This window comes from Vibrio sp. Isolate33, assembly GCF_022397895.1.
In the GTDB taxonomy this organism is placed as follows: domain Bacteria; phylum Pseudomonadota; class Gammaproteobacteria; order Enterobacterales; family Vibrionaceae; genus Vibrio; species Vibrio pomeroyi.
In genome coordinates, this window is sequence record NZ_JAKEUP010000010.1 from 138,407 (window position 1) to 158,771 (window position 20,365).

At 45.3% G+C, this 20,365-nt stretch carries 17 protein-coding genes; 10 read left to right on the forward strand and 7 right to left on the reverse strand.

Annotated elements, in window-relative coordinates; all coding sequences use genetic code 11:
- Positions 1 to 8: 8 nt before the first annotated feature.
- On the reverse strand, positions 9 to 893 hold the full coding sequence (ispA, locus tag L1D37_RS15185) for a (2E,6E)-farnesyl diphosphate synthase (RefSeq protein WP_239848379.1): 885 nt from the start codon (positions 891 to 893) through the stop codon (positions 9 to 11).
- Positions 894 to 913: 20 nt separating this feature from the next.
- Positions 914 to 1,156: an exodeoxyribonuclease VII small subunit gene (gene xseB, locus L1D37_RS15190; protein ID WP_004734405.1), complete on the reverse strand. Its 243-nt coding sequence runs from the start codon at positions 1,154 to 1,156 to the stop codon at positions 914 to 916.
- A gap of 297 nt (positions 1,157 to 1,453) precedes the next feature.
- Here xseB and pomA point away from each other — a divergent pair, with 297 nt between their 5' ends.
- From pomA to L1D37_RS15230, 8 genes are all read left to right on the forward strand, one after another.
- Positions 1,454 to 2,218: a flagellar motor protein PomA gene (gene pomA, locus L1D37_RS15195; protein ID WP_004734406.1), complete on the forward strand. Its 765-nt coding sequence runs from the start codon at positions 1,454 to 1,456 to the stop codon at positions 2,216 to 2,218.
- Between the two features lie 12 nt (positions 2,219 to 2,230).
- Positions 2,231 to 3,178, forward strand: coding sequence for a flagellar motor protein MotB (locus L1D37_RS15200; protein ID WP_017633412.1), 948 nt, complete (start codon positions 2,231 to 2,233; stop codon positions 3,176 to 3,178).
- Positions 3,179 to 3,515: 337 nt separating this feature from the next.
- Positions 3,516 to 4,964 carry a tRNA uracil 4-sulfurtransferase ThiI gene (gene thiI / locus L1D37_RS15205; RefSeq protein ID WP_239848380.1) on the forward strand — a complete coding sequence of 483 codons (1,449 nt, stop codon included), beginning with the start codon at positions 3,516 to 3,518 and terminating at the stop codon, positions 4,962 to 4,964.
- A gap of 635 nt (positions 4,965 to 5,599) precedes the next feature.
- Positions 5,600 to 6,508: a transcriptional regulator GcvA gene (locus L1D37_RS15210; protein ID WP_017080068.1), complete on the forward strand. Its 909-nt coding sequence runs from the start codon at positions 5,600 to 5,602 to the stop codon at positions 6,506 to 6,508.
- Positions 6,501 to 7,124, forward strand: a complete 624-nt coding sequence (locus tag L1D37_RS15215) for an alpha/beta fold hydrolase (RefSeq protein WP_239848381.1) — start codon at positions 6,501 to 6,503, stop codon at positions 7,122 to 7,124. Before L1D37_RS15210 ends, L1D37_RS15215 begins: the two co-directional genes overlap by 8 nt.
- Positions 7,114 to 7,512, forward strand: coding sequence for a DUF423 domain-containing protein (locus L1D37_RS15220; RefSeq protein WP_017632369.1), 399 nt, complete (start codon positions 7,114 to 7,116; stop codon positions 7,510 to 7,512). Before L1D37_RS15215 ends, L1D37_RS15220 begins: the two co-directional genes overlap by 11 nt.
- Positions 7,509 to 8,600, forward strand: a complete 1,092-nt coding sequence (gene rlmM, locus L1D37_RS15225; RefSeq protein WP_086715245.1) for a 23S rRNA (cytidine(2498)-2'-O)-methyltransferase RlmM — start codon at positions 7,509 to 7,511, stop codon at positions 8,598 to 8,600. The genes L1D37_RS15220 and rlmM overlap by 4 nt, the downstream gene beginning before the upstream one ends.
- A 450-nt stretch (positions 8,601 to 9,050) precedes the next feature.
- The gene (locus L1D37_RS15230; RefSeq protein ID WP_239848382.1) at positions 9,051 to 11,081 is read left to right on the forward strand and encodes a TonB-dependent receptor; all 2,031 of its coding nucleotides are present in this window, start codon (positions 9,051 to 9,053) and stop codon (positions 11,079 to 11,081) included.
- Between the two features lie 128 nt (positions 11,082 to 11,209).
- Here L1D37_RS15230 and xni read toward each other — a convergent pair whose 3' ends face one another.
- The 5 genes from xni to queF form a co-directional block, all read right to left on the reverse strand.
- On the reverse strand, positions 11,210 to 11,983 hold the full coding sequence (xni, locus tag L1D37_RS15235) for a flap endonuclease Xni (RefSeq protein WP_213865401.1): 774 nt from the start codon (positions 11,981 to 11,983) through the stop codon (positions 11,210 to 11,212).
- Between the two features lie 189 nt (positions 11,984 to 12,172).
- Positions 12,173 to 13,537: a nucleotide 5'-monophosphate nucleosidase PpnN gene (ppnN, locus tag L1D37_RS15240; protein WP_239848383.1), complete on the reverse strand. Its 1,365-nt coding sequence runs from the start codon at positions 13,535 to 13,537 to the stop codon at positions 12,173 to 12,175.
- A gap of 309 nt (positions 13,538 to 13,846) precedes the next feature.
- Positions 13,847 to 15,412 carry a GGDEF domain-containing protein gene (locus L1D37_RS15245; RefSeq protein WP_017630802.1) on the reverse strand — a complete coding sequence of 522 codons (1,566 nt, stop codon included), beginning with the start codon at positions 15,410 to 15,412 and terminating at the stop codon, positions 13,847 to 13,849.
- 118 nt (positions 15,413 to 15,530) lie between these two features.
- The gene (locus L1D37_RS15250) at positions 15,531 to 17,789 is read right to left on the reverse strand and encodes a tetratricopeptide repeat protein (protein ID WP_239848384.1); all 2,259 of its coding nucleotides are present in this window, start codon (positions 17,787 to 17,789) and stop codon (positions 15,531 to 15,533) included.
- A gap of 54 nt (positions 17,790 to 17,843) precedes the next feature.
- Complete coding sequence (gene queF / locus L1D37_RS15255; RefSeq protein WP_176680317.1) at positions 17,844 to 18,689, reverse strand: NADPH-dependent 7-cyano-7-deazaguanine reductase QueF; 846 nt, start codon at positions 18,687 to 18,689, stop codon at positions 17,844 to 17,846.
- A gap of 131 nt (positions 18,690 to 18,820) precedes the next feature.
- Here queF and syd point away from each other — a divergent pair, with 131 nt between their 5' ends.
- A complete protein-coding gene (gene syd / locus L1D37_RS15260; RefSeq protein WP_017630799.1) occupies positions 18,821 to 19,366 on the forward strand; it encodes a SecY-interacting protein in 546 nt (181 codons plus the stop codon).
- A 4-nt stretch (positions 19,367 to 19,370) separates the two neighbouring features.
- Complete coding sequence (locus L1D37_RS15265; protein ID WP_017630798.1) at positions 19,371 to 20,147, forward strand: Zn-ribbon-containing protein; 777 nt, start codon at positions 19,371 to 19,373, stop codon at positions 20,145 to 20,147.
- Positions 20,148 to 20,365 lie beyond the last annotated feature (218 nt).

Below are 20,365 nucleotides of genomic sequence, written 5' to 3' on the forward strand. Positions count from 1 at the left end.
TTATTGTCTTAGTTCTTGCGCTCGATGACGTATCGGGCGAACTCTTCGAGTAACTGGGTATTGTATGGGATTGCAGCCAAAGCTTGAAGCGCTTCCTGTAGCAGAGTTTGCGCTTTTTCTTGAGCGCCCTCTAAACCTAACAAAGAAGGGTAGGTGCTTTTGTTCAAATCTTGGTCAGAACCCTGTGGTTTACCCAACGTTTCAGTGTCGCTAGTAATATCTAAGATATCGTCTTGAACTTGGAAGGCTAACCCGATGGCATCGGCGTACTTGTCTAATTGAGGTAGAACTTCAAACGCTTTCTCACCAGCAGCCAGTGCACCTAAACGAATTGCACTCTTCATTAGAGCGCCCGTTTTATTACGGTGAACTTCTTCCAGTTCTTCTAGTGTGACAGCGCGGTTTTCTGCTTCAATATCAAGCGCCTGACCAATACACATACCTTGAGCACCAGAGGCTTCAGCTAGGCGTTGAATCATTCGAACGCGATTGCTTTCCCCGTCAGCACTTAATGTGCCTTCCGCAAGTATAGTAAACGCGAGAGTTTGTAGTGCATCGCCGGTTAAAATTGCTGTCGCTTCATCGTATTTGATGTGACAAGTCTGATGGCCACGACGCAGTTCGTCGTCGTCCATTGCTGGAAGGTCATCGTGAATCAGAGAATAGGCATGAATACATTCGACTGCAGAGGCTGGAGTGTCGAGCTCTTCAGCGGTACAACCGAGCATGTCCCCTGTAATGTAGACAAGAAATGGACGTGCGCGTTTACCGCCTAAAAGTAATCCATAACGCATCGCGTTGATAAGATTCTGATTTTGGTGTGGTAGGCGATCAAGCCAAAGGTTCAATTGCTCGTTATTACGTGCTTGATAAGACAATAAAGTCTCGATCATAGGGGATCTCATACAATTCGTTATTCAGGTTGTGGGTTAAAGTCACTCAGCTCTGCATTTTCATCATTTTGCAGTAGGATGCTAACACGTTGTTCAGCATCGTTTAGTTTACTTTGACCGGCACGAGCGAGGGAGATGCCTCGTTCGAATTTTTTCAGCGCATCATCTAAAGCTAGATCACCATTTTCTAGTTGATCAACCAAGCCATCAAGCTCTTCGATTGCTGCTTCAAAGCTCATATTTTCAGGTTTCTTAGTAGCCATAATAAATCTGCGTTTGGAAAGATGAACGAACGTTACCCTAGGCCGCTGATATGGTCAAATGTAACCAATAAATTTTGCTAGAAAGTTCGTTTTTAAGAGGCTTCAAGCCACTTTCATCGAATAACCCCACCTTTATCGAGTTTATGACTGGCTGATAAGAGCAAAGCGGGTAATAGTTGTGATTCAAAAACCAAAAGTGTGATACTTAGGCCAAGAATTTACTAAAAGATCTTATAGTCTTGCCGATAAAAAGATTATCGTCGACATAGAGCTACAAAAAAGCATGAGGAGTGCTCAGTGGATTTAGCAACCCTAATAGGTTTGATTGGTGGATTTGCCTTTGTAATCATGGCAATGATCCTAGGTGGAAGCCTCGGGATGTTCTATGACACGACATCCATTTTGATCGTGGTTGGTGGTTCAACATTTGTTGTTCTAATGAAGTTCACCATGGGGCAGTTCTTTGGAGCGACCAAGATTGCCGGCAAAGCATTTATGTTTAAAGCCGATGAGCCTGAAGATCTGATCGCGAAAGTGGTTGAGATGGCAGACGCTGCTCGTAAAGGTGGCTTCTTAGCACTTGAAGAGATGGAAATCAGTAACAGCTTCATGCAAAAAGGCATCGACTTATTGGTGGATGGCCATGATGGTGATGTGGTGCGTGCTGCACTGCAAAAAGACATCGCATTAACAACAGAGCGTCACGAACAGGGTGCGAAAGTGTTCTCTGCATTCGGTGATGTTGCCCCTGCGATGGGTATGATTGGTACCTTGGTTGGCCTAGTAGCCATGCTTTCGAACATGGATGATCCTAAAGCGATCGGCCCTGCGATGGCGGTGGCACTTTTAACCACGCTATATGGTGCGATTCTTTCGAACATGGTGTTCTTTCCAATCGCCGATAAGCTTGCGCTTCGCCGTGACCAAGAGACACTTAACCGTCGCTTGGTGATGGATGGCGTGTTAGCGATTCAAGATGGCCAGAACCCACGAGTTATTGATGGTTACCTCAAGAGCTACCTCAACGAAGGTAAGCGCACGATTGATGGTGAACCGGCGTAAGAGGAGTTTAAGATGGATGAAGAGAATCCATGTAAATGTCCTCCTCCGGGGTTACCTCAATGGATGGGGACATTTGCTGACTTGATGTCACTGCTGATGTGTTTCTTCGTACTGCTGCTCTCATTCTCTGAGATGGACGTACTGAAGTTCAAACAGATCGCGGGCTCGATGAAGTTTGCGTTTGGTGTACAAAACCGCTTAGAAGTGAAAGACATCCCGAAAGGGACCAGCATCATTGCACAAGAGTTTCGCCCTGGTCGTCCAGAGCCAACACCGATTGATGTGATCATGCAGCAAACCATTGATATTACTCAGCAGACGCTGGAATTTCATGAAGGCGAATCTGAGCGTGCTGGCGGCACCATGCGCGACCAAGGCAAGATGACCGGAGGCAAGTCGCCAGAGGTTTCGACTCATGACAATCAAAACTCTGAGTCAGACCAACAGCAACAACAGGCTGAAGCTCAATCGCAAGAGATGGAAACCTTGATGGAGAGCATCAAGAAGGCGTTGGAAAGAGAAATCGACCAAGGCGCGATTGAGGTAGAAAATCTCGGTCAGCAGATTGTGATTCGAATTCGTGAGAAGGGCGCATTCCCATCGGGTTCTGCTTTTTTACAGCCTAAGTTCCGACCTCTGGTGAGACAGGTGGCTGAACTGGTGAAAGATGTTCCGGGTATTGTTCGAATCTCAGGGCACACCGATAACCAAAGACTTGATTCTGAGCTGTATCGTTCGAATTGGGATCTGTCATCTCAGCGAGCAGTATCTGTTGCTCAAGAGATGGAGAAGGTGCGCGGGTTCTCTCATCAACGCTTGAGAGTACGTGGCATGGCCGACACTGAGCCAGTAGAGCCGAATGATACTGAATGGCAACGCAGCCTAAACCGCCGCGTAGAGATCAGCATCATGCAGGGCGAGCCGCTATACAGTGAAGAAGTCCCTGCTATCTCTCAATAGTATCGAGATCTGAGTTATATCGAGTGATTAAATAAACTAGAAAGCCCAACCTTATGATGAGGTTGGGCTTTTTGTTTTTTCGCTAGTTCTTAGTTGATCATTGCGTTGTACATCCATCAAACTGTCGATAGCGAGCAGAGGTGCTATTTTTAATAAGGTGCGTATTTATTACTGGTGCCCAAGCAAGCACTCTTTTCCTTGTTTCATTTTCTCATGTATAATTCGCGCCCTTAGATTTAGATATGATCTACTCTTGCTTCAAGTGCTGTGTAAATTCTCTAATTTACTTGGCGAAGAGCCTTTTAAAAATTTTGAACATTAATGTTGTGAAAGTACTATGAAATTTATTGTTAAGCCCCATCCGGAAATTTTTGTAAAAAGTGAATCGGTGCGTAAGCGCTTCACAAGGATTCTAGAGTGCAACATTCGTAACGTTATTCAGCGTCGCTGTGAAAGTGTTGCGGTATTCAACCGTCGCGACCATATCGAAGTGACATCTGAGAGTGACCAGTACTACACAGAAGTGTTAGAGGCTCTGACTCACACTCCAGGTATTCACCACTCTCTTGAAGTTCAGCAGTCTGAATTCAAAGATTTGCACGATATTTACGAGCAAGTACTGGAACGCAGCCGTGCTGACATTGAAGGCAAGACTTTCTCTGTTCGTGCTAAGCGTCGTGGTAAGCATGACTTTACGTCTATCGAGCTAGAGCGCTACGTAGGCGGCGGTCTAAACCAAGCCGTTGAGTCAGCGAAAGTTCGACTAAAGAACCCTGACGTAACGGTTAAGGTTGAAGTGGCTAACGACAAACTGAACCAAGTACTGGCTCGTCACAAAGGCCTTGGTGGTTTCCCTCTTGGTACTCAAGAAGACCTACTAAGCTTGATCTCTGGTGGTTTCGACTCTGGCGTTTCAAGTTACCTGCACATCAAACGTGGTTCTAAGGTTCACTACTGTTTCTTTAATCTTGGTGGTCCTGCGCACGAGATTGGTGTTAAGCAAGTGGCTCACTACCTATGGAACAAATACGGTTCTTCAGCAAAAGTGAAGTTCATCTCTGTAGACTTCGAACCGGTTGTTGCTGAAATCCTTGAGAACGTAGAAGACGGCCAAATGGGCGTTGTTCTTAAGCGTATGTTCATGCGTGCTGGTGGTATGGTTGCAGAGCGTTTTGGTATTGAAGCGCTAGTAACAGGTGAAGCATTAGGTCAGGTTTCTAGCCAAACGCTAACTAACCTTCGTCATATCGATAACGTGACGGATACGTTGATCCTTCGTCCGCTTATCAACTGGGACAAAGAAGACATCATCGATCTTTCTCGTATCATCGGTACGGAAGACTTCGCGAAAGTAATGCCTGAGTACTGTGGTGTTATCTCTAAGAAGCCAACAGTGAAAGCGAAGAAAGGTAAACTAGAAGCAGAAGAAGCTAAGTTTAACTTTGAAGTACTGGATCAAGTAATCGAGAACGCTCGTGTTATGGATATTCGTGACATTGAGAAAGAGAGCCAAGAGCAAGCACCTGAAGTTGAACAAGTTCAGGCTGTTGCTGACCACGCTATCGTTCTAGATATCCGTAGCCCAGACGAAGAAGATGAAAGCCCACTAGAAATCGACGGTGTTGAAGTGAAACACCTACCTTTCTACAAGCTAGCGACTCAGTTTGGTGACCTTGACCAAGGTAAAGAGTACCTATTGTACTGTGACCGTGGCGTAATGAGTCGTCTGCAAGCACTTTACTTGCAAGAGCAAGGCTTCAAAAACGTTAAGGTTTACCGTCCATAGTTAGCCTTTGACGGCATGACATCGGTTGAGAACACATACGAAAAGCCGCTTACTGAAAAGTAAGCGGCTTTTTATTTATCGGTTGATTGTTATTCTGTCGTAGATAAAGTGGTTTGCCTCACTCGTGCAGTCTTTTGTCGTAAAAACAAGGCTGTGTGATAAATAGAGTTTAGGTGATAGTTGTTACCAAAATGCGCAATGAAGTGCTTATATTTGTATGCGTATGATTGTTTACGTAAGCGGGCGTTAAATTTTGTGATTAGAGTGAGAAAATAGTAAGGATTAATTAGCACAGCTATTGATAAACTTGTTGTTACTTTTCTCTGGGCATAAAAAAACACCGCCGTATAGGCGGTGTAAACAAATTTGACAGACAGGTCAAAATAAATACAGGAAGTATATGCCTCGTTTCAGGGTATAACTGCAACAAAACATTTGGTAGAACTCTACCCAACTCGAAAAGTACGAGTTTGCAAACACAACATCGCAGGAGCTAAGCCAATTGATTCTAGAGAGAATCAAGCCGTTCAGGCTAGCTGCTGCGGAATGAAATATAGAATTTCTCTGGCCGCTAGGCAATGGACAAATTATAATGTTTCAGATAAAAAAAACTAATGCTTATTTAGAGAGTAACTATGTCTCGTCGATTACCCCCATTAAACTCGTTGAGAGTGTTTGAAGCTGCTGCTCGACACTTGAGTTTTACGCGTGCTGCAGAAGAGTTGTTTGTTACTCAAGCGGCGGTTAGCCACCAGATCAAAGCACTTGAAGAATTCTTATCTTTGAAGCTTTTTCGTCGAAGAAACCGTTCTTTGTTGCTAACTGAAGAAGGGCAAAGCTACTTCTTAGATATCAAAGATATTTTCACATCACTCGCAGAAGCCACTGACAAAGTGCTTGAGCGAAGTGAGAAGGGTGCATTGACCATCAGCTTACCACCAAGTTTCGCCATTCAATGGTTAGTACCAAGGCTTGCCGACTTTAATCAGCAAGAACCTGATATCGATGTACGAATCAAAGCCGTGGATATGGATGAAGGCTCGCTAACGGATGATGTGGACGTTGCTATCTATTATGGTCGAGGCAATTGGTCGGGGCTAAGAGCCGACAAGCTGTATCAAGAATATTTGATTCCGCTTTGTTCTCCTTCAGTGTTGCTAGGAACAAAACCATTAGAATCTCTAAGTGATTTAGCATGTCATACGCTATTGCACGATACCTCTCGAAAAGATTGGAAACAGTTTGCTAAACAAAATGGCATCGATGGCGTTAACGTGAACCATGGCCCTATCTTCAGTCACTCAACCATGGTGCTTCAAGCGGCAGCTCACGGCCAAGGCATTGCATTGGGTAACAACGTTCTCGCACAACCTGAAATAGAAGCGGGTCGCTTGATAGCGCCGTTTGATGAGGTGTTGGTGAGTAAGAATGCCTTCTATGTCGTGTGTCACGAGAAACAAGCGGACATGGGCAGAATCGCGACCTTCCGTGATTGGATGCTGGCTAAAGCACAAAGTGAACAAGAGGACTTGCTGGATGAATAACATCATTATTGATGGTGAAGACAACCCAATCACCTTTATCTTCGCACACGGCGCGGGTGCTGGCATGGACCACGAGTTCATGCAGTCGGTAGCCAAAGGGTTGGCCTTTAAAGGGATACGAGTGATTCGTTTCAATTTTCCTTACATGATCAAGCGTGCTGAAGATGGCAAGCGTCGTCCACCTGACAGAGCCCCTAAGCTACTTGAAGCCTACCAAGAGATCATCGAACAAACCGATGCTGACAAACTTGTGATTGGTGGTAAGTCGATGGGAGGCCGCATGGCGAGTCATCTATCTGAGTTGGATAAAGTGGCTGCGATGGCGTGTTTGGGTTTTCCTTTCCATCCGCCGGGTAAACCAGAGAAATATAAAGGCGAACATCTCGCTGAGTTAACTAAGCCGTGTCTTATTTTACAAGGCGAGCGCGATACCTTTGGTAAGCGTGAAGAGTTTGCTGACTTCAATCTGTCGGATTCAATTCGAGTTGAATTTATTCCCGATGGCGACCACAGCTTCAAGCCGCGCAAGAGCTCTGGCTATACGGAACAGCAGAACATCGCGTTAACCGTTGAAAAGCTATCTGCGTTTATCAAAGAGGTGCTCAATGAAAAGTAAGTATTTACTCACTTTCGCAGGCATTTCTGGTGCGATCGCTGTGATGCTTGGGGCATTTGCTGCACACGGTTTGAAAGCCATCTTGCCTGAGTATCTTTTGGGTGTGTTCGAGACGGGTGTTCAGTACCAATTTATCCATACTCTAGCGATATTGGCGTGTGGCGCTCTGCTACAGATGAAACTTGGCGCTAAATCACAAAAATATTTTTTCATTGCGGCAATTTGCTTTATCATCGGCATCCTTTGTTTTAGTGGCAGCCTTTATGGGCTAGCACTGACAGGAATAAAATGGTTTGGCCCTATAACACCGTTTGGTGGTCTACTATTTATCATTGGTTGGGGAGTCTTCTCCTTCGCTGCTTTGAATATAAAAGAGGTAACTCAGTGAAACACGTACTACTTTATTGTCGCTCTGGTTTTGAAAAAGAATGTGCTGGCGAAATTCAAGACAAGGCAACACAACTGGAAGTGTTTGGTTTTCCTCGCCTAAAGAACAATACAGGCTTTGTATTGTTTGAATGTTACCAAGCAGGTGAAGCAGATAAGTTGATCAAAGAGATCGACTTCCAATCACTGATCTTTGCTCGTCAGATGCTAGCAGTAGCAGTTGAAATCAAAGACCTGCCAACTGATGACCGTATCTCTCCAATTCTTGAGGCACTTTCTGAGAAAGAAGGCTTCCCACGTTGTGGCGATATCCGTATTGAAACGCCAGATACCAACGAAGCAAAAGAGCTATTGAAGTTCTGCCGTAAGTTTACCGTGCCAATGCGTCAAGCAATGCGTGGCAAAGGCTTGATGACGGCTAAGGACAACGCTAAGAAGCCAGTACTGCACTTGTGCTTCATCGCTCCGGGTCACTGCTTTGTGGGTTACTCTTACCCATCGAACAACTCGCAGTTCTTCATGGGTATTCCTCGTCTGAAATTCCCATCAGATGCACCAAGCCGTTCTACATTGAAGCTAGAAGAAGCGTTCCACGTATTCATCCCTCGTGATGAGTGGGATGAGCGTCTGGCTCCGGGTATGTGGGGGGTTGATTTGGGTGCGTGTCCAGGCGGTTGGACTTACCAACTGGTTAAGCGTTCGATGTTCGTTCACTGTGTTGATAACGGCATGATGGCAGACAGCCTAATGGAAACGGGTCAGATTAAGCACCACATGGTGGATGGCTTTAAATTCGAACCAGACCGTAAGAACGTAACTTGGATTATCTGTGACATGGTTGAGAAGCCAGCTCGCGTTGCACACCTTATGGGGGAGTGGATCATCAAAGGTTGGGCACAAGAAGCACTATTCAACCTGAAACTGCCAATGAAAGGCCGTTACGATGAAGTACTACAGGATATCGAGAACCTAAAAGTGTTCCTTATTGAGAACAAAGTGAAGTTCAAGATGCAAGCTAAGCACCTTTACCACGATCGCGAAGAGATCACGGTTCACATCCAGTCGCTTTCAAATATCTCACCGCACTAATATTTACGTTAGTGCAGTCTCAGTATCGAGATAAAGAAAATGCTCCTTTAAGGGGCATTTTTTGTATCTGCAGTTTGGCAATTGCTCAGTTAAATCCATTGTTACATGTCGTGGAAAGTCGCACTCATGAGTCAGCTATGGGTGTTATGACTATCAACACAACTGACAGGAAAATCGTTAAATTCCCTATATCAGCGGTGATTTGATATGAAAAAAGCCGTAAGTGATCGAGACATACGGCTACCTAATTCAGGGGTGATACGAAGAAGGGTTTATTCAAAGATTCAGCAGCAAAACGAAGTAAGTTTTACAGCGAGAACATCCTAATCGAATTCTGTTTTATTAAAAGTAAGGGAACGTAAGTAAAGAATGTAAATGATAAGAATTATCATTCAAATTGTGTAATATTCACGCCTCCTCACTCGAATCTATAAAATATAAAAACAGAATATGAAACTTAAAGCATTATCAGTGGCCGTTACGGTTGCCTTAACTTCACTTACAGCGCTTGCTGCTGACGAACAAGAAACCGTTGTTGTTATCGGTTCTGCCCTTGACCAACTTGTTCAAACTGAAATCAACTCTGACACGCTTGAAAAGAAACAAGCATCGGACATCAAAGATGTTCTGAACACCATGCCAAGTGTGACGGTAGACGGAAACGCACGTTACTCTCGTAAAGTGTATGTACGTGGTATGGAAGACAAATTTGCCGTAGTGACCATTGATGGTGCACGTCAAGAAGGTCAACTGTTCCACCACTCGGGTGATCAGGCGATTGACCCTGCGATGCTTAAGCGTGCTGAAATTGAACTCGGCGGTAACTCTGCGCTATCGGGTTCAGGTGCGATTAACGGCTCGTTTAGCTACGAGACTAAAGATCCAAGCGACCTTCTTAAGCCAGGTGAAAGCATTGGTGCTCGAGTTAAAACCAGCTACCAAACAGCTTACGAGCGTTTCGCAACCAATGTTGCTGTGTATGCAAAAGTGAACGACAAGCTGCAGTTCATGGGTATTGCAAACTACTCAGAAGATGGCGACCTGCATATCCCAGATCAGGAAGCGGTAACCTCTAAGCAGGGCGAGCTGAAATCTGGTTTGGCTAAGGTTGTTTTCATTCCCAATGATGCCAACGAATTCAAGCTGACTTTCAACCGATACAACGATGGCGGTAAGCGCCAATTGTCAGGTGAGAAGGCAGGTGCTCTGTATGCTGATGATGAACACAACTACCACTCGCTAAACCGCGATACTGTGACTCTGCAGCACGAATACGACGCAGGTAGCGATTTGGTACATCTGAAAACCAATATCTACTACAACCGCCAGTACATGGAGCGTGATGCGCTTGTTGATACTGCTTGGGATAAAGACGCGAACGGTAACTGGATTAAAGATGGCACAATTGCTATCCCTGATCGCGAATACAATGTGACGACCATTGGTGGTGACATCCGTAATATCTCTTGGGTTGGAGAGCATGAGCTGACTTACGGCCTTGATGGTTACAAGGCAGAGCAGTGGATTGACGCGGGTGACGGTGTTTACCAAAGCGGTTCTAAGCAAGGTGAAACCAAGAAGTACGGCATGGATGGCGGTACGGTGACGGCTTACGGCCTTTACCTACAAGACATGTATGAGTTTAGCGATTTCCGTTTAACAACAGGTTTGCGTTACGACGTTCATAAACTTGGTGGTGTTTACGATGGTGATTTCGACCAGCTGTCTCCGAAATTCAAAGGTGAATATCAAACCACGGATAACCTAAAACTGCGTGTCGGCTATGGTCGTCTGTTTAAAGGTGCATCATTGCCAGAAGCATTAACGATGAAAGCTGCACCTGATGTTAACCAGTCTGATACTAAGGCGATGACGGGTAATAACTACGAAGCGGGCTTTGATTACGAGCTGACACGTCTGCTTGCTGCTGATTACGCTATCTTAGGTTTCACGGCTTACACCTACAACCTTGATAACCAAATGCACCCAACCAAGAACAACTCAACACTAGCAAACCAGTATGATGTTGAAGTGTGGGGTGTGGAAACAGTATTGAGCTATGAGCTAGATTCTCTGAGTGTATACGCTAACCACTCATACTCAGACGGTGACCAGAAAGATCTAGAGAATGGCAAGACAAGCCATATGAGCAAAACAGGCATTCACAACTTCAAAGCGGGCTTCAACTACAGCCTAAACAGTGAGTTTGTGTTTGGTTGGGATTCTCGCTTTGTGCCAGGTAATGACTACATGGACGAAGATGGTGAACAAGTGAAGCGTGCTGGTTTTGCAACACACAACATTTGGGCGGCTTACACCCCTACGTTTGCTAAAGACCTAGAGATGAACATCGGTATCGATAACCTACTTGATAAGAAATATGCAGAGCACACTGGCTTTGGTATCTCTTGGGGCTCTGATAAGTACACCAGCTACGAAGCCGGTCGTAACTTCAAAGCTTCTATCGCTTATAACTTCTAATCATCCGATTAAGTTCGCTTAGGCGGGCGCCGTAAATAACAAAAAGCCTTAGTGTCGACTAAGGCTTTTCTGTATCTGAAGCTCTGTATAACAGACGTTCGTTATAATAGAGGCTTTGTATATGAGAGCTAAGCGTTCGCTTCGTAGCGAATATCTTGCAGGTTAAAACCTAAATCGATGTCTGTTTTCAGCGCTGAAACCAGCTTACATAAACGAGCTGACTCGATGTGTTCATCGAACTTCTTGCGATATTTCTTCGGCAAGTCTTCTGCTTGATAGGCGGTTTCAATATCTGGGTAGGTGGTTAATATCTCTTTTGCTGCTTTAGGGCCGACACCTGGAATCCCCGGCACTTGGCTAGAGCTGACACCGGTTAAGCCCCAGTAATCAGCAAGCTGCTCAGGCTTTACACCAAACTCCGCTTCGATAAAGGGTTTATCCAACCATCGATGTTGGAAGTAATCACGGATCTGCAGGGTAGGTGATAGCAGTTGGCAGTAGCCCTTATCTGTCGAGATAATGGTGACGGTTTCGCCGTGATCAGCCACTTTCTTTGCCAATGTTGCCACTAGATCATCCGCTTCATCGCCATCCGACAATAGTGAATCAATACCTAATTCCCACCAAGCTTGTTGGATCGCATCAAGGCCCTTCATCAGTGGTTCTGGCATCGGTTTACGATTCTGTTTATAAGCTGGCAGTACTTCAGCGCGCCAGCCTCTGTCTTGTAGGTGATGATCAAAAACCGCGATGATGTGAGTTGGCTTAGACTCAGAAAGAATTTTATTGAGCGTACGAGTTGTCGTGGTGATGGTTCTTGCTATATCGGTTGGATCCGGCTGAACAGAGTGCACGCGTCGGATGAGGTTCAAGGCATCGATAATAACAAGATGGATAGACATAAGTTTCCACTAAATAGGCAATAAAAAAGGGGCTGCTAGCCCCTTATAGTAACGTATCACTTGGTGAGTTGAAACGTTAGCGACGTAAACGTCATAACCTGATTAACGTTATGCCTAGCAATTGGTTATCTGTGACTTGGTCAGCACTTACTTAGCTATCATTTACTTGGTTGTAATGAGTGAATGTAACTAATCGCTCGGTGCAATTTTATAACAAGGCACATAGTCCGTACCGCCCGGCAGTTTCATTCGATGCTGTTCAACAAAGTCATTCAGCAGTTGGTCCATTTTGGTCATCAGCTCTTTGTCGCCATCAATCAGGAATGGGCCATGTTTTTCTATTTCTAGAATCCCTTCAGCTTTGACGTTACCTGCCACTATACCAGAGAAGGCTTTACGTAAATTCGCTGCTAGGCTCTCTGTTTTTTGGTCCATATGAAGATCCAGTGCCGCCATTGACTCATGAGTCGGGTCGAATGGTAGTTGGAACTCTGGCTCAATATGCAGTGACCAGTTGTAGCTATACGCATCGCCGGTCTCTTTACGGTGTGAACGCACATCTGGCATCGCTTGTTTCATGATCTTCGCAGCGCGTGCCGGGTCGTCAATCACGATCTCATAATGTTTTTGTGCATCAGGACCTAAGGTCTCACCAATGAACTTATCAATCGAGCGGAAGTAAGCTTCGCTCTCTTTCGAGCCCGTCAACACAATCGGCATTGGTTGCTCGGCGTTATTCGGGTGCATCATGATCCCTAAGATGTACAACAGTTCTTCGGCAGTACCTGGACCGCCCGGGAAAATGATGATGCCATGCGCCATACGAACAAACGCTTCGAGACGCTTCTCGATGTCTGGCATGATCACCAGTTCGTTGACGATCGGGTTTGGTGGCTCAGCCGCAATGATCGAAGGCTCAGTAAGTCCTAGATAACGATGTTCGGTGTAACGTTGTTTTGCATGACCAATCGCTGCCCCTTTCATTGGACCTTCCATCGCGCCCGGTCCACAACCGGTACAGATATTCAGTTCACGCAGGCCAAGTTCATTACCCACTTCACGTGTGTATTGGTATTCGCTGGCATTAATAGAGTGACCACCCCAACACACGATGAGGTTTGGCTCGATGCCCGGAGTCAGCGCGCCTGCGTTTCTCAAAATACCAAATACTAAGTTGGTGATGTGAGTGGCGTTGGTAAGGTTGAGCCTTTGGTTATCGGCCAAGTGCATGTTGACGTAAACAATGTCACGCAACACGGAAAATAGGTGTTCTTGGATGCCCTTGATGATTTCACCATCGACAAAGGCATGCTCAGGTGGGTTGCTCAGTTCGAGCTTGATACCACGCTCACGGCGAACGACTTCGACATCGAACGACAGATACTTGTCGAGCAACTCTTTGGAGTTGTCGGTGTGGCTACCTGAGTTGAGTACCGCTAACGTACAGTTACGATACAGTTGGTACAGATCACTAGACGCGGTTTTCTTAAGACGCTCAACCTCAAGTTGAGAGAGTAAATCCATGCTACCGGCAGGGCTGATATGAGTGATCATAGTGCCTCCTTGTTGAAAAGAGCAGGGGACGTTGAAGTGACCCTCTGGCTCGAGAGTGAGAAGCAAACGTTGAAAGTGTTTGGTTAAGGGAGAGAGAGTTAACCAGACGAAACGGATACGACAGCGTTGCTTAATGGCTTATGTAAACTTGCTTAATAGCTCATATGCATTGGCTTAGGAGCGACTTTACAGCATTGCTTGCCAAGAATGCTTGTTAAGCGAATGTTAATCATTAGCTTAGCAAACATTGAGGGGAATGGTATGTGATAAGTATATGAAAAAATGAAATAAATTAAATCTAGGGTGGGTCTAGTTCCAAACCAGTTGGTTAGTACCGCGCTGTTTTGCTTTATTTAGCGTCTTATTGAGTCGCTCTAACACTTCTTCAGGTGTATCTGATTCTTTAAATTGAGTACTCGCAGCGCATAAGGTAATCGTGATTTGTTGGTCACGGAACTTAAACGGTAGGCGACTAACTTGAGTCTGGATGTTTTGAATCACCTGATGGCAATATTCATCGGTTTGCTCTGGTAGCAACAAGATAAACTCTTCACCAGAAAAGCGAGCCACAGTATCGGTGGTGCCGGTTTCTTTAGTGATGGTTCTCGCGATGATCTTGAGTGCCTTGTCGCCTGCGGTATAACCAAAGCTATCGTTAATGGCTTTGAAGTTATCGATGTCTAGCAATACCACTCGCAGTGAGTGTTGTGCGCGAATCCAGCGGCGGTATTCCAGTTCTAAGCGATCGGTAAAGGCTGTGCGATTGTAAACCTTAGTAAGTGGATCAAGCAGCATACGCTGAGCCTGATCTTCCAAGCGCTTACGATAATCTTGGGTGACTTCATAGAGCGAGTCTAACTGAGTCTTGCCGTAACTCATTCTCTCTATTAGAGCTTGTTCTTTCTGCTCTGCGTGATTCAGTCTTTCTGAAAGCGAGGCGATTTCACTGAGTAGGGGATTAATCGACATCTTTAAGTTATCGATGTCTGTGGCTTTATCCACAGAGCTTTGGCTCTTAGAAACCAACTCATTCAATTCTGAATTCAGACCTTGGCGGTGCTCAAAGTAGCTTTGGCTCTGGTCGGCATTTTGGTCTGCGGTTTTGATGCTAGACGCGAGTGAAGAGTTAAGCTGATCAATAAACTGTTCAGACTTTTTGCGCTCTAGGTTGGTGCCTTCAATGACCAGCTTGAGAATTTGCAGTGTCAGCTCAAGTAGGTTTTGTGTGGAAACACCAAGTAGCAGTTTTGCTCGAATATCGGTAAGCAGATCACCCGATTCACCCTCGAAGTCGAGTTCAGTGATCAGATGTTGTAATTCGTTTGATAGGTCGGAAAGGAGTTCTTGCTCTGGAGATTGCGCAGCGTCGGCAAAATGGGTGCGTGAGTTGTTCGCCATAATCTTTATGGCACGCTCATAAATACCGAGAAGTTTCATGGCATGGTCGACTTTCTGACTGCCATTGCATTCGGAGAAGCTAAGTAAGTTTCGTAGGTCGCGTTTCAACTGCGCTGGTAAACCAGTGATGCGTTGCAGCGTTTCCCCACTGTGCTTAATGCTATCGTCCAGATATCCGTTCTGTTTATCCATAGCCAACGTTTTCTGCTTAAGCATCCTTTCTAATACTGCCAGCTTTGGGATCATTGAGCTAATGTCTTTTTGCTTTTCTAGCTCTTCCCTAAGGGCAATGAGGTTTTCATCTAAATGGCTATTACTGCCAACACATGCATCACTTAAAGATGTGACGATACGCTTTAGAACTTTCTGTTCTCGAATAAATTTGAACGAGGTGTCTCTTTGCGTCAAACGGACCTGCTCCAACTGAGATTTCAGCTGGTGGAGTTGCGCCTGAATGTCTTTTTCAAGAATGCCCATAGATGTATTAATTAGCGCCGCGTAGACCGATCTCGATCATTTTGATGAAATTCCGTTACATCGATAATAACAAAACTAAAAATAAGGTCACGACTTGCAAGTCTTAACCGCTCGCAAATCAGTCATCTTTTAGCATTTTTTTGATGTTGTCCTCATTCTGGTACGACGATTGTATTTTTATTAACCCTTGATTAATCGCATGTTTACACGCTTCTCTTATGTTACCGGTTGCAAGGCTTGCTGCTGGTGCATTGTCGATAGCTTTGAGGTATACCCACTGGCTGCTGCGCTCTTTGAGACTTATCTCACGCGCTAGGTTGGTTGACATCAATAACACGTCGAGCAGCTCTTGATCGTTAATCGCGGTGTAAGCGCGTGGCAAGAACGGGTAATCCGCGATGCCCATGCGAACGGTTCGGTTGATGTTGCGTTCGGGTTCGAAGTTATTCACCCAAGATTGAATCTTTTTGAACATCGCCTCAGGTGATAAATCACGGTCTGAGTTAGGTTCGATATAAAGCAGGTTGGCGTCCGAGAAGTGGTAAACACGAGCAGGGCCTTCCAGCTTTGATTTTAAGAACTCACCAAAAGCGTCTTCGAGCTCGAGACCCGCTTTGTAACCATTTTGCGTGTACATGTTGCGTAGGAATGGCAAGTCAATCATCACGAAGCGTAAACGGTCGTTGAGTGGTTCATGAATCAATTCACCCATCTGCCATTGCTCAAAGGTTTGACTGGTTTGCTCTAATGAATTTGAAAGCTTGGCGTTGAGCATTCGTAGGTTCGGAAGCTTTGAACGTGAGTGCGTAAACAGGTCGGTGCGCAGCGAGTCCACTTCCTTGGCTAAGGTTTGAATGATGTAGCCGCGACGCAACACAAAGAAGAACAAGATAATGCTGAACAAGAATAGGGCGAACGATATCTTCTGGAACTTGCGATGCTCCAGTTTGTATTTCTCTAGCTCTTGCGCTTGGCCTGCGTAGTGCAGGGTTTGTTCGGCAAACTCTTTCTGTTGGCGGAATGCGTCTTCGCCAACACGGTTGAGCTTTTGCTGTTCTAAAGAGACAAGGCTGTTGTATTGCTTAAGGTTAGCCAACGCTTGTTGCGGGCGACCTGCTTGTTCATAACCCAAAGAGAGTAAGTAGTATGAACGTTGCGACAAACGCATGTTCTCTACCTGACGCGAGATCTCAAGCGCACGTGTCGCATGCTTGATGACATCTTCGCTCTCTTGCAGATGGTAAGCCAAACCTGCTGATAGCAGTGCTGCGCGGCCTTCCAGCTTCGGAATGTCCGTGTACTCCAGCAGTTCAAGGGCACGGGTTAGGTATTGCTCTGCAAGAGGGTAGTTATAAAGACGTAAGTAGGTTGCCGATAAACTTAGACGAATATCAATGACTTGGTAGATGTCTCGGTCGGTACTCTCGTGATCAAGAACATTGAAAAAGTGGACAAGGGCTAGGTTGTATTTACCTTGGAAGAAGTACACATCACCCATCTTTTTAAGCACTTGTGCTAATACTGGGGAGTTTTCAAAGTTGTCGTAAAAATCAGCGGCTTGAGATAGATGTTCTAGTGCTTTATCTAATACTTGTCGCTCAAAGAAAAGCTGTGCCAATAGGCGGTTTACCTTAGCCAAACGAGAGCTCAAGTTGCCTTCTACCGACTTCCAGTAACCATACAACAATTCAGATAGCGCATGGTTGTATTCTTTGTGGTTCAGGTAAAATTCACCGACCGAGATGTGGTAGTCGATGGTCACTTTTTCAGAGTAACGCTGGTCGAGATAGGTCTTCGCTTCTTGGTAGAACTTTTCCGCTTCATCGATCTTGTTATCGTAAGAGGCGATATCGGCTTTCAACATGATCAAACGATAGGTAATGCCTTCCGTCAGACGTAAGGTTTTATTCACCGATTCTAGGTTCGCTTCAATATTGGCAAGCTCTGCCTTTGCTTTGGCGGACTTTCTGTCACTTAGCCAAAGTAAGCGTACTTTTAGGATCTCTAGATCCAGTTTGAGGTACTCAAGCTTATAGGTTTTCGCAAGCTCAGACGCCTTGTCGATGTGTTGAATCGCAATGCGAATGTTGCCAAGGTTGTACTCGGCTTTCGCCAAGATCTTGTAGGCATCGATGCTGCTGTTTGGCGTTCGAATCGAAGAGTCTGTCTCTTCGCGAGAAATCGCCGAAGGGCTTTTCTCGCGTTGATCAGAAAGGACACGAAGCGTTAGGTAGCTGTTGGCCATTTGTTTTGCTTGGCTCGGCTCGATCTCAACCAAATTATTGGCTTCGTTGAGCAGCGCCGATGAATAGACCGACGCATTAACCGATGTGCTTAAGCTTAAAATAAATAGGCTAACGACGTATAACCAACGCATTTCAATGTCCCTTTAAAGATGAGGTAGTTGCAATAAGTGTGTGTCTTGAGCCTATTATTGGCGAGCCATACGCTTGTTGTGGCTTGGTCTATCTTGTTCTGTTGAACGGTATGGATTGATGTCCAGACCACCACGACGTGTGTAACGTGCGAATACGGTTAGCTTCGATGGGCTACAGTATTTCATGATGTCAGTGAAGATACGTTCAACACATTGTTCGTGGAATTCGTTGTGTTCACGGAAAGAAACTAAATAACGTAGCAGAGCTTCACGGTCAATTTGCTTACCTGAATATGCGATCTCAACGCTGCCCCAATCCGGTTGATTAGTGATCAAACAGTTCGACTTCAATAGATGGCTGTGCAGTGTTTCTTCCACTTCTTGTTCGCCAGCAGCGCCTTCAAGCAGTGATGCTTCAAAGTCGTAGCTGGTGATTTGGATGTCTTGGTTGTCGATACAGTCGCCTTCCATCGTTACGATAGGTTGGTTGGTGTAGTCGGTTACTGAGTTTACATTCACAATGACGGTTTCGCCTGCACATGCTGACAAATCTTGGGTCAGTCGCTCAGTTACTTGTTCCCAGTTTTCGAATTGAGTCTGGTTGTAGCTGTTCAGGTACAGCTTGAAAGATTTTGATTCAATTAAGTTTGGGCTTGTTGCTGGGATGAAAACTTCACCCACGGCGACTTGTGGCAGGCCATTAGTGTTTAGCCACGAAAGTTCGTACATTGTCCAAATATCATGACCAACAAAAGGCAGTTCTCCGTTTAGCGCAAGATCATCACGATTCAGGCTACGAGGTACTGGTTGCAATAAACTTGCATCGTATTGGTTAGAGTACTCAGTTTTTTGGCCTAGGGTTAAACCCGCTAGCTCTTTTGCGTCAGAATATTTGCTCATACTTTCGTTTCAAATTCGATTAGAATGGGGTCGATTTTACTGAATCCCCATTACCCTGTCATTAAGTCATCGCCTAATCGACACGGAAAGGGCTCGGATTCTATTTATTATTTTGTGTTTAGGAGATTTTCATGACTCAACGTGCTCAAGACGCACTACTTTCTTTTAGTCAGCGATACGTTGACGCGTGGCAACAGCAACACCAAAGCTTACCTCGCAATGAGGAGTTGGTGGACGTGGTATCGCCATGTGTAGAAGAAAAGAGCGGCGATGCCGTGTTATGGAAGCACTATCCACGTGAGCAATTCGCAGATTTCACTAACGTTGAAACGGGCATTGAATTGACGCTGCACGAAGACATCAAAACCTTCTACGGTGCGCAATACAGCGCAGACATGAATGCGACCTTCGACGGTAATGAACTGACTCTATTACAGATTTGGAGTGACGAAGACTTCGAATGCCTACAAGAAAACATCTTAGGTCACCTCGTGACTCAACGTCGCTTAAAGCTAAAGCCTACGGTTTTCATCGCAGCTACTGACGCGGAACTGGATGTTATCTCTATCTGTAACCTAACGGGCAACGTGATTTTAGAGCGCTTAGGCACTAAAAATCGAGATGTACTCGCCGAGACATTGGCAGAATTCTTAGAAAAGCTACAACCAGCGGTATAAATAGATGTACGTACTAGAACTTCAATTTGAGTGTTTTGATAACACAACGGTAAGCGCTGTCGACAAGGCTGTTAATGGCTTAATGGATGCACTTCGTTATAACGGACAAGTGCTGGGTCGTGAGTTTCCTATCGTGATGGGTGACGGTGAGTTTTATGTTCGCGTTGTCTGTCCAGAGCAAGACAGCTTACATCCGCGTAACCACTCAGATTTCGTGAAAGTGTGTTTTGATCGCTTGTCTAACGCGAGCCTGCTTGCGCCAAAAATGCGTTTACTTGGTCGAGATCTTAACTCTGAAGAAGTAGCTGAAGACGAAGCGCCTAGCTGGCAGGTACTTTACACGACGTTCGTTCATACCTGTTCACCGCTGCGCAGTGGCGACAGCTTATTGCCGATCCCTTTGTACCGCAATCCACCGACTTTTAATGGCGACCATAAAGCCGTGTTGAAATGGCAGACTGAATGGCAAGCCTGCGATGAAGTCCAAATGGGTGGTGGTTGTCGTGCTGAACACGCAACTCTAACTGAGATCAGTGATACCAAAAGCGTGTTGTTTAAACGCGGTTGGGGTTTAAGAGGGCGCATTGAGTATCTCACTAAGATCCCAACGTATTACTACTTGTACCGTGTGGGCGGCATTAGCTTAAAAGCTGAAAAAGAGCGTAAATGTCCGCAATGTGGTGGTGAATGGCTGCTAGATGCGCCGATCCACGACATTTTCTATTTCAAGTGTGATGACTGCCGTCTGGTATCAAACATCTCTTGGGATCATCTTAAGTAACTCCTAATCCCTAACTCCTAAAGCTTAATTAGCGATTCAAGGTATCGAAGTGTTGATCAATACTTCGATACTTATTCCTCTGTATTATCTCTGTTACCTTCTTGTTTGTTTCTCTTTCTTTGACCTCCATGTTGAGCATTAATCAGTATTGGGCTTTGCCAATATTGTCCAACCTATTTCGCCCTTAAATGCACACATTCTGTGCTGTATGTCTCTCT